Source organism: Cytophagia bacterium CHB2 (assembly GCA_030263535.1).
GTDB lineage: Bacteria > Zhuqueibacterota > Zhuqueibacteria > Zhuqueibacterales > Zhuqueibacteraceae > Coneutiohabitans.
On sequence record SZPB01000264.1, the window covers coordinates 1 to 10,582 of the forward strand.

The 10,582-nt window shown below is 53.4% G+C and carries 8 protein-coding genes; 7 read left to right on the plus strand and 1 reads right to left on the minus strand.

Annotation, left to right across the window (positions count from 1 at the left end; genetic code table 11):
- Positions 1 to 91 precede the first annotated feature (91 nt).
- Positions 92 to 262, minus strand: coding sequence for a DUF3224 domain-containing protein (locus FBQ85_21205; protein MDL1877656.1), 171 nt, complete (start codon positions 260 to 262; stop codon positions 92 to 94).
- A 416-nt stretch (positions 263 to 678) separates the two neighbouring features.
- Here FBQ85_21205 and FBQ85_21210 point away from each other — a divergent pair, with 416 nt between their 5' ends.
- The 7 genes from FBQ85_21210 to FBQ85_21240 all read left to right on the plus strand — a co-directional run.
- Positions 679 to 2,640, plus strand: coding sequence for a redoxin domain-containing protein (locus FBQ85_21210; protein ID MDL1877657.1), 1,962 nt, complete (start codon positions 679 to 681; stop codon positions 2,638 to 2,640).
- Between the two features lie 121 nt (positions 2,641 to 2,761).
- The gene (locus tag FBQ85_21215; protein MDL1877658.1) at positions 2,762 to 5,995 is read left to right on the plus strand and encodes a serine/threonine protein kinase; all 3,234 of its coding nucleotides are present in this window, start codon (positions 2,762 to 2,764) and stop codon (positions 5,993 to 5,995) included.
- Positions 5,996 to 6,234: 239 nt separating this feature from the next.
- A complete protein-coding gene (locus FBQ85_21220) occupies positions 6,235 to 6,588 on the plus strand; it encodes an RNA-binding protein (protein ID MDL1877659.1) in 354 nt (117 codons plus the stop codon).
- 47 nt (positions 6,589 to 6,635) lie between these two features.
- On the plus strand, positions 6,636 to 7,832 hold the full coding sequence (gene pdxB / locus FBQ85_21225; protein MDL1877660.1) for a 4-phosphoerythronate dehydrogenase PdxB: 1,197 nt from the start codon (positions 6,636 to 6,638) through the stop codon (positions 7,830 to 7,832).
- 699 nt (positions 7,833 to 8,531) lie between these two features.
- A complete protein-coding gene (locus FBQ85_21230; protein MDL1877661.1) occupies positions 8,532 to 9,191 on the plus strand; it encodes a hypothetical protein in 660 nt (219 codons plus the stop codon).
- A gap of 80 nt (positions 9,192 to 9,271) precedes the next feature.
- Complete coding sequence (locus FBQ85_21235) at positions 9,272 to 9,910, plus strand: hypothetical protein (GenBank protein MDL1877662.1); 639 nt, start codon at positions 9,272 to 9,274, stop codon at positions 9,908 to 9,910.
- Between the two features lie 84 nt (positions 9,911 to 9,994).
- Positions 9,995 to 10,582 (plus strand): TonB-dependent receptor (locus FBQ85_21240; protein MDL1877663.1); only part of this gene is annotated, 588 nt, incomplete at its 3' end.

Consider the following 10,582-nt stretch of genomic DNA (forward strand, 5'->3'; position numbering starts at 1 on the left):
TCGAATTCGAAAACCAGTGGAACAAACAAAACAAAACCGCAGTCAAAGTTCCTTAACAAAAGCCCTTTTTGTGTCCAAAAAATGGGGTGCACTACAGTTTGCCGCGCGTGATAATTTCGCTGTGCTGTAGTACGAAACTGCCAGTACGGCCATGCAATTTCCCGCTGAATTTTTCGACCGCGACGTATCCCGACGAGCCTTTAACGGCGGTAGCGGTCGACCGTATGTGCCCCTTACTTGCCCCTTCTAAATCCCTTGAAATTGTTTGTCAACAAATCTTCCGCTCACGTTGGCGTCTTCGAATGTTTCTTTTTGCGCCAGAAACGTGAGCTTTATATCAAAAGTTCCGTCGGTATGAGTCATCTTGACTTCATCCTTGTTGAGAGTGGGTTGCATATGATGACATGACAGAAAAGTAACAAAATCATAATCTTTTGCCGTGGGTTTTCAGGGCATTCTTGCCGAATTCTTGCTTGTATCTCTTCGCCATTTTACCTATTTTCCAGTTGCTTCAAACGAGATTTTTAGAATTCGCCTGGCATAGTCAATAATTTTGACATGGCGAGGGAAACAGACTCTTTTTGTTATGTTAAGAGCTTTTGCCATGCTAGGATCAGCAAAAATCTTTCATCGCTCTTTATGATCTTGCAAGAAATCAATCTTTAGCACAATACTCCCATGACGCCGATTCGTACCGAAGCTGACCGCCTGTCGCTGCACACGCAGATTCGCGAGAAAATCCGCGAAGTTCGCACGAAAGTAAAAATCAAAGGGCCGGATTTCCCGCCGGAGCTGGAATGGCTGAACACCGGCCGTCCGCTCTCGCTCAAAGAACTGCGCGGCAAAATCGTGCTGCTTGATTTCTGGACGTATTGTTGCATCAATTGCATGCACGTGTTGCCGGATTTGAAATATCTTGAAGAAAAGTATGCCGGCCGGCCGTTCGTCGTGATTGGCGTACACTCCGCCAAATTCACCAACGAAAAAGAAGCCGCACACGTGCGCCAGGCTGTGTTGCGTTATGAAGTCGAACACCCGGTGGTGGTTGATCAGGATTATCAGGTTTGGCAGGCGTACACGGTGCGCGCCTGGCCTACGCTGGTTATGATCGATCCGGAAGGCTATTTGCTCGGCGTGTTCTCCGGTGAAGGCAATCGTGACATCTTGGAAAACTATCTTGAAGTGGCGCTCGCCATTTTCGAAGAAGAGGGCAAACTCGACAATTCGCCGGTGGCATTGCAACCCGAGCGGCTGGATCTGCCGGACTCGCTTTTGAGTTATCCCGGAAAGATTGCAGCGGACGCCAAAACGCATCGTTTGATTATTGCAGATTCCGGACACAATCGCCTGATCGTCTGCACGCCGGACGGCGTGATTCGCGACATTATTGGCAGCGGCCTGCCGGGCAATGCCGACGGCGATTTCGAAACCGCGCATTTTTATCATCCGCAAGGCCTGGCGTTTCATGGCGAAGATTTGATCGTGTGCGACACCGACAATCATCTCCTGCGCCGCGTTGATTTTGGCGCGCGCAGCGTGACCACGATTGCCGGCACGGGCGAACAAGGCGGCTACGGCCAACGCGGCGGCGCCGCGTTGAAAGTCGCGCTCAACTCGCCGTGGGATATTTTTATTCATGCGAACATGGGTTATATCGCGATGGCCGGGCCGCATCAGATTTGGTCGATCGATTTGAAAACGCATCGTCTTGAACCCTTTGCCGGGAGCGGCCACGAAGCGCGGCGTGACGGCGAGCGCTTGGGGGCGGCATTTGCGCAGCCGAGCGGCATTACCGGCGAAGTGATCGGCAATCAATTGCTGCGTTTATTTATTGCGGACAGCGAAATTTCATGTGTGCGGCAAATCGATCTGCGCAGCGAGAAAGTCGGCACGCTGGTGGGCGGTGATCTCTTTCAATTCGGCGATCACGACGGCGCGGAAGACAGTGTGCGGCTGCAGCATCCGCTGGGCGTTCATTTTCATGACGGCAAAGTCTTTCTGGCCGACACCTACAATCACAAAATCAAGGTTCTCGATCCCAACCTGCGCCTGTGCAAGACGCTGTTCGGGGACGGCACGCCCGGCTTTGAAAACGGCCGTGCGCCGCGTTTCTTTGAGCCTTCCGGTTTGGCGGTGTTGCATGGCAAGCTTTACGTTGCGGATACCAACAACCATGCGATTCGCGCGCTCGATCTGCACACCAAGCAGGCCGCAACTTTGAATCTCAAGCCGCAAGGGCTGCCATTGGCCGATCATCTGGTTGCGATGGGCACGCCCGCACAGCGCTTGGCGCAACAGGTTTTGCGGCCGGGCACAGCCCATGTATATGTCAAAATCGCGCTGCCGGAAACGATGGTCTTCAATGAAGGCTCGCCGTTGCAAATTCTGGCGCGTAGCCGCAATGACTCCTTGCGCCTGCCGGAAACAATGATGACGGTGCCCAGCCCCTCGCATGAAGTTGTCTTGCCGGTGCTCGTGTCCGCTGTCGAGGAAGAATCCGCCCTGCGCTTGGAAATGATTTACTACTACTGCGACAAATCGAACAATCTGTGCCTGGTGCGGCAGGCGGTTTATGAGCTTCCCATCAGAATCACAAATTCCGGTGCAGATCGAATCGAGATTGTAGACGCGCCGGCGTGAGGCACGGCAACGCGCATGCTTGCTGTTCTCATTCCCTCGTAGCCGCTTTCATGCAAAACGGTGGGGACGTGGGTGCTAATGGATTAATAGAATAACATGGAGTTTTCAGTTTTAAATTTCGATGCAAATAAAGAACGGCGAAATTCTCGGCTTAACCAATCAAGACACGTATCATCGCGGGAAGCAGTGGTACGACTCCGGGCGTGTGCGTTTGCTGGAAACGGATGAGGATTTTTTTTCCGCACGCGTGCATGATTTTCCGGCACACTCGGTTTCCATTCATCGCAGCGACAATCAATTCGTCACAAGCTGCACCTGCTTGCATCCTTCCGCCTGTGAGCATGTCGTGGCCGCGCTGCTCAAGGCGCGCGACTATTATTCCTCTCCCGCCTATTTGAGAAAGCTTGAAAAAAAGTCAAACGGCAATGGCGCGCCCGAACCGCTGCCGGAAAACAAAGGCTGGCGCAGCCTGATCACGAACGTGCATCACGCGGGCAAGCTGCCGGTTGCCCCCGAAGCGCCGGACAGTGAACGCAAAGGTTGGAGTATTTATTTTGCCCTCAGCTTGCAGCCGCAAGAGTGGAAAATCACGCCGTTTCGCAGCCGGCGCCGCAAAGACGGTTCCTATGGCGCGGCCTATCCCACCACCAGCCATGAGCAGCCGTATTATCGCGTCAACGGCACGCAGCGCGAGAATCTCGCGATGATGATGCTGGCCGGCTTCGCCCCGGCGAATCAGCCGGCGCCGCGGTATCCCTTCAACAGCGCAGCCGAGACGCACGGCTATCGCCTCGATTATGGCGCGGACATCGGCATGTTGTTCGAATTGCTGCGCGACAGTGAATTTTTTTGGGAAGCGGACGCGGAGCGCTCACGCCCGCTGCAGGTGGAAGCCTCGCCCTGCCGTTTTGAAATTCGGTTTGAACAGGACAGCGAAGGCGTCACCCTGCATCCGGTCATTATTCGCAACGGAGAAGCCTTGCCGTTCGATCAACACACGCATGTATTGAGCACGCAACCGACGTGGCTGGCGCGCGGCGAAGAGATCATTCGTGTGGAAGGCAATCCGCCGCGTGATTTTTTGCTGTCGTTGCAAACGCATCCCTCGAGCATTCGCGTGCCGCGCACCGAGTTGAATGAGTTTTTTGCAACGATCGAACGCATTCCGGGGCTGCTCTCGCATCTTGTGTTGCCGCAGGCTGATGACATTCCGGTGATTGATCGGTTCACGCAAAAATGCCTTTATCTCAGCGAGCAGTATGAAAATCTTCTGGTGCGGCTTGTTTTTGTGTATGGCGGCAAACAGCTCGATTGCCAATTGCCGGAATCGCTGATCAGCGCTGACGCTGATCAAGCGGTGATGCTGCACCACGGTGAGGGCTTGAGCTTCCTGCGCGTGCGGCGCGATCATCCTGCGGAGGCGGAAGCGCGCGAGGCGCTGGTGGCCTCCGGCGCGCGGCAAAGCACCTCCGGCGAATTCGTGCTGCGCGAGAGTCGCGCGGTGGATTGGCTGCTCTTCGAGCTGCCGAAATTGCTGGCGCAGGGTTTCAAAGTGGTCGGTGAAGATCAACTCAAGCAGTTTCGCGTCAACCGCGCGCAGCCGCAATTGCACGTGGCCGTCAACAGTTCGATCGATTGGTTCGATTGCAAGCTGGTGATCGACTTCGACGGCATCCTGGTCTCGCTGAAGGATTTGCGCAAATCATTGGTGCATCAAACCCGCTATGTGAGATTGAGCGACGGCAGCACCGCGCTGCTGCCGGAAGAATGGCAACAGCGGCTCGCGCATCTCTTCAACCTGGGCGAGGTGTCGACCGACCGTGTCAAGGTCTCGCGCCATCACCTCACCTTGATCGACATGCTGCTCGACGAGGCGGAAAGCCAGGAGACCGACGAGCTCTATCGCGAGAGCCTGGAAAAATTGCGCAACTTTAAAGGCATTGCCGCGGTGGCCATGCCGAAACGTTTCAAGGGTAGCCTGCGGCCCTATCAAAAACGCGGCCTGGATTGGCTTTATTTTTTGCAGGAATTTCGCTTCGGCGGCTGCCTGGCGGATGATATGGGGCTGGGCAAAACCGTGCAGGCGCTGGCGTTGTTGCAAAGCGAAAAAAATCGCGGTGTGGACACGCCCAGCCTGATTGTTTGTCCGACCTCGGCGCTGTTCAACTGGCAAAATGAAATCCGCCGCTTCACGCCCAAACTCAACATGCTGGCGCATACCGGCATGGACCGCCGCCGCGCTAAAAAATTCGACGGCTTTGAAATCGTGCTGACGAGCTACGGCATATTGCGGCGCGACATCGAGTTCTTAAAAAATGTGAGATTTCACTACACCATACTCGACGAATCGCAACACATCAAAAACCCCCTGTCGCAAACCGCTAAGGCCGCGCGCATTCTGCAGGCGAATCACCGGCTGGTGTTGACCGGCACGCCGGTGGAAAACAACACGCAGGAGTTGTGGAGCCAGTTCAATTTTCTCAATCCCGGCTTGCTGGGCAGCTTGAATTATTTCAAAAACGCCTTTGCGCGGCCGATCGAACGCGAACGCGACAATACTAGCGCAAGCCTCTTGCGAAAGATGATTTTTCCTTTTATTTTGCGACGGACGAAACAGGAAGTCGCGCAGGAACTGCCGCCCAAAGTCGAAAATTTGTTCTATTGCGAGATGCTGCCGGAGCAGCGCAAACTGTATGATCGCTGGCGTGATTACTATCGCGCGCACGTGATGCAGCAGATTGATTTGCAAGGACTGGAGCGCTCACGCATGTACGTGCTGGAGGGCCTCACGCGCCTGCGCCAAATCTGTTGCCACCCCGCGCTGGTCGATCAGCAAGTTGCGCCGGTCTCGGGCAAATTCGATGCGCTCAACGAATTGCTCGAAAACGTTCTGGCAGAGAATCACAAAGTGTTGGTGTTTTCGCAATTCGTGCGCATGTTGCGCATCATTCGTCTGAAGCTCGACGATCAAAAAATCCCGTATGCCTATCTCGATGGCCATACGAAAGAGCGGCAGGCGCAAGTCGAGCGCTTTCAAAGCGATCCGGACATACGCGTCTTCCTGATCAGTTTGAAGGCGGGCGGTTTCAGCTTAAATTTGACGGCAGCGGATTATGTGATTCTGTATGATCCGTGGTGGAACCCCGCCGCGGAGGCGCAGGCGATTGACCGCACGCATCGCATTGGCCAGGATAAAAATGTGTTTGCGTACAAGTTGATTGTGCGCGATTCGGTGGAGGAAAAAATTTTACAGTTGCAGGAACGCAAAAAGGCCATTGTGGCGGATTTAATTACCACCGATGCCGGCTTGTTTAAAAAACTCAGCGCGGAGGATATCGAAGTCTTGTTCAGTTAAAAATGTTGCGGCTTACTGGTTACTGGCTGCTGGTTATTAATCCAATGACCGATCAGCAACCAATAACAAGCGGCCAGCAACGAGTCATAAACCATTCCCGCTCTTCAGTTCGTCCGACCTGTTTCGCGAATCTCTTCACTGACGCGTCGCGATGCAACCCGATCATGCGGGCTCAAGTCACCATTCGTTCAACGGCGAATGGCTCTGTTCTCATCATTCAATCTAAGGAGAGTTGTATCGTGAACATCTACGTGGGTAACATCGCACGCTCGGTGTCGGAAGATGAACTGCGTGACGCTTTTGCGGCGCACGGCGAAGTGTCGACAGTTACGCTGATCAAAGACAAATTTACCGGCGAGCCGCGTGGCTTCGGTTTCATCGAAATGCCGGCAAAAATGCAGGCGATGACGGCGATCAAAGAAATGAACGGCAAAGAGCTGCAAGGCCGATCCTTGATCGTGAATGAGGCGCGCCCCAAAACCGATAAACGCGGCGGTGGTGGCGGCGGTCGCAGCGGTGGTGGTGGTCGTGGCGGCGATCGGCGTGGCGGCGGTGGCCGTGGCGGTTTTGGCGGCGGTCGCGATCGCTTCTAATCTTAGAAAGACCTTCCACAGCGAAATGCTTGGAAGGTCTTTTTGTTATGACTATGCTAAAAATCGTCGCAGATAAAAACATTCCTTTCGTCCAATCCGCTTTTGCCACGCTCGGCGAGGTTCGGCTGATGCCCGGGCGCGATATCACGGCAGCGGCTTTGCGCGATGTCGATATGCTGTTGGTGCGCTCGATCACCGAAGTCAACGCCGCCTTGCTCGCAGGTACGCCGGTCAAGTTTGTCGGCACCGCCACCATTGGCATGGATCATCTGGATTGCGACTATCTCCATCATCAAAAGATCACCTACGCCAGCGCAGCCGGTTGCAATGCGAATGCGGTGGCAGAATATATTTGTGCGGCGCTGTTGTTTTGCGCCGTGCAGCGCAACCTCACGCTGGCGAATCTGACAATCGGCATCGTGGGCGTCGGCAATGTCGGCAGCAAAGTGGCGGTGAAAGCAGCCGCGCTCGGCCTGCGCGTTTTGTTGAATGATCCGCCCCGCGCGCGCCGGCTTACTGGTGCGGAGCGTGAGCAGTCACCGTTTCTGCCCTTGCCGGAATTGTTGCAGGCCGACCTCATCACGCTGCACACGCCCTTGACGCACAGCGGCCCGGATGCCACCTTTCATCTTTTTGATGAAAACACCTTGCGCCGGATGAAGCCGGGCAGCTTGTTAATCAACACCGCGCGGGGCGCTGTTGTTGATAATGCCGCGCTCAAAGCCGTCTTGCGCGACAAGCATTTGTCCGCCGCGATTTTGGACGTGTGGGAAAATGAGCCGCAGATCGATGCCGAGTTGCTGCAACACGTCATGCTGGCCACTCCGCATATCGCCGGGTATTCATTCGAAGGCAAGCTGCGCGCGACGCAAATGATCTATGAAGCCGCCTGCCGCTTTCTCCAAGTCAAACCGGAGTGGGATGCGACCCCGTTCATTCCGAATATTGACCAGCCTATTATCCTGTTGGATAGAAATATTCTGGATGGCAACCGCCGGCTCAATGAAGCCGTCCGGCACACATACGATATTGCTGCAGATGATTACCGGCTTCGCCAGGGTTTTACCGGCTCACAAACCAGTGCAGCATCTCAAGGCCGGTGGTTTGACCGGCTGCGCCACGATTATGTGTATCGGCGAGAATTTAACAACTATACAATAAATGTGAGTGGAGATGAACCGGCGGCAGCCGTGTTGCGAGGGATAGGCTTTAAAGTGAACGGGGACGCAAGCGAAGGAGGGTAACGATTACAAAAAATAAACTGGCGCAGTCAGGCAAATGAAGATCATAGCATTGCGAATCTCTCTGCTTATTTTTGCTCATATTAAATTTGGCTTGACTATGAGATTAAATTTTATTAAAACTGGGCACGCGAATTTTAAGGCTGCGATTTCCTACAATTTTCACACAAAAGATGCCCAATCTCTCGCGACGCAAACAACAAGTACCGCAAATCATCAAGCGCGAGCGTCAATGCGGCACAATTTTGCATAGCGTTGTGTAGTATTCAGTTCGAGTTTGTTTTCCCGCCTCATCTTAAACTATTGCAGGACGCGTTTTTTTCTTCAAACGATGATCATATCGGCGGCAGAAGAAACCAGTTTGACCAAACGTTTTCTTGGATGCAAATCACTATGACTGTGGAGCAACTCCACACAAGTTATGTGATGTGTCAAAGGTTGTCAGTTTGTTTCTCTGGCTGCAAAAACCTGCATAGCGCAATCCACTTTAACATAAAATAAAAAGGCTACCGGCGGACCGCCAAGTCAAGCGCCGATAACCTTCAGGTCTGCGAAAACGAAATTGCCGTTCATCATCAAGCGCCCTCACTATCCGTAGGTGAAGGAAGAGCGATGGTGGGGGCTTTTTCGTTTCATCGGGTAAGACGAGTAAGCCCTGAAAAAGGTTGCAACTTTTTTTGATTATTTTCCCGAGAGCGCGCTATGACAAAATCTCAAAATGGGTTGTTCGTTTTACTTCTCAGCATTGGGGTGAGCACGTTAGCCCATGGCCAAAGCAATGTTACTGGTATTGTATCACAACGCTATTATGCTCGCTCGTTTGATCAGCAGTTGGAGTTGAATTTTCGGCGTGCGGGTGCGGCAATTTTGGGCATGGGCGGCGCAGCAACTGCCACGGTGCAATCCTCTGCCGCCATGGTGTGGAATCCCGCCGGGCTGGCCAGCATTGCAGGCCCGACTCTCTCCCTGGATAACAATTTTAATCTCAATAACCGCGAAGTTTTTGTGCAACCGCTCTCCGGGCTTAAAGTTGTTTCGCAAGTGGAGCCGCGGATATTGCCGGCAATGGCAAGCGCGGTTTATCCGGTAATGTTGGGGCGGCAGCGGATTGCATTCGGCGTCAATTATCATCGCATGAGTCCGCTTGCGCAAAAAGTTACAGATACGTTTTATATCTATCCCGCCGGCACGCTTGATGAAATCGAAACACCCACCGGCAGCCTTTATGCATTCGTGCCGGGCGTGGCGTGGGAAATAATGCCTCAGCTTGCCATTGGTGCGAGTTATCATTTCGTCAATGGCGCTTCAAAATATAAACTGATCATTTCGTCAATGGCGCTTCAAAATATAAACTGGAATTGAAATCACCATTTCTCGATGAATTTGTTTTTTATGGCTTTCAGGATGAGGAATCCTATTCCGGTTCATTCGCTATGCTCGGCATGCAAATCAGACCCGCTTCCTGGCTGGCGTTGGGAGCGACCGTGACGCCGTCCTGGCAATTCGAGATTTCCGAAAAACAAGAAACAGAGTTGGTAGCAACGAACACGACCGGAACAACGTCGGCGACTGTGGCCACTCACACCCCGCCTGAAGACCTGGATCAATTCAAGCTGGAGATTCCACTTTTTTATTGCGTTGGACTTGCGCTCAGGCCCATGTCGCGAATGACCTTCGCAGTTGATTATGAAAATCGCGCCTGGTCGGAGGCAAAGCAGAGCACCAACGGGAATCCTGTTGCGACTGGTTTGTTGAACAGCAACGTTGTGCGGGCGGGCGTGGAATATCTGGCCTCGGCGAAATGGGCGGATTTCCCGCTGCGTTTCGGTTATTACACCGAACCTCGGCCTTACAAAGATCGCTACTTTCAAGGGCAATACTTTGGCGAGCAAATTAAGGTGAAAGCCTTAACCTTTGGGGCGGGAGTCCGGCGCGCCGCGTGGACGCTTGACGCCGCAGTCGAACTAGGGACCAGCGATACAGCCTGGTGGCTTGATGCCGGCGACTATTACAATGAAAGAATTTCCTCGACAGAAGAACGCTTCAACGAAATCACTTTTTCATTCGGTTATCAGTTTTGAAGGCAAGCGAATTCGGCATGGGGCCACGAAATTTCAGAGAACTCGTGCTCACACCCGGCTTCGCCCTCATCCGGAGGTTTGGCCATGAAACCTAGCAACTCGAAATTTCTTGCTGTTGTCGTGTTTGTAATGCAGTCGCTTGCATTCACAACTTTAATTTTTGCCGGCACCACGGGAAAAATCACCGGCAGAGTTGTTGACAAGCAAACTGGTGAGCCGTTGGCCGGGGCAAGCGTTCAGATTGTTGGCACAACGATGGGCACGGCTGCAGATGTTAATGGTTATTACTTCATTTTACAAGTGCCGCCGGGAACATATTCCGTCAAGGCGACGGTCATTGGTTTTGAACCGGTAACCGTCACGAATGTCAAGGTGGCGGTTGATCTGACCACGAAAATTGATTTCTCACTGAAACCGACGGTGCTGGAGATCACGGAGGGCATGACGGTCGTCGCAGAAAGGCCGATTATCGAAAAAGATGTGACATTCAGCTCGTATCGCGTGTCTTCGGATCGCATTGCCAACATGCCGACGGTTGCCGATGTGCGGGATCTCGTGGCGCGCCAGCCCGGCGTGGTCGGAGAGGGGTTGCACATTAACGTGCGCGGCGGCCGCACCGGTGAAATGCTCTATGTTGTTGATGGCGTGTCTTCGCGCAACCCGAATTATAAT

Coding starts and splice junctions, on each gene's coding strand:
- FBQ85_21210 (MDL1877657.1), top strand. CDS start 679: ATGACGCCGATTCGTACCGAAGCTGACCGCCTGTCGCTGCACACGCAG.
- FBQ85_21215 (MDL1877658.1), top strand. CDS start 2,762: ATGCAAATAAAGAACGGCGAAATTCTCGGCTTAACCAATCAAGACACG.
- pdxB (MDL1877660.1), top strand. CDS start 6,636: ATGACTATGCTAAAAATCGTCGCAGATAAAAACATTCCTTTCGTCCAA.
- FBQ85_21230 (MDL1877661.1), top strand. CDS start 8,532: ATGACAAAATCTCAAAATGGGTTGTTCGTTTTACTTCTCAGCATTGGG.
- FBQ85_21235 (MDL1877662.1), top strand. CDS start 9,272: ATGCAAATCAGACCCGCTTCCTGGCTGGCGTTGGGAGCGACCGTGACG.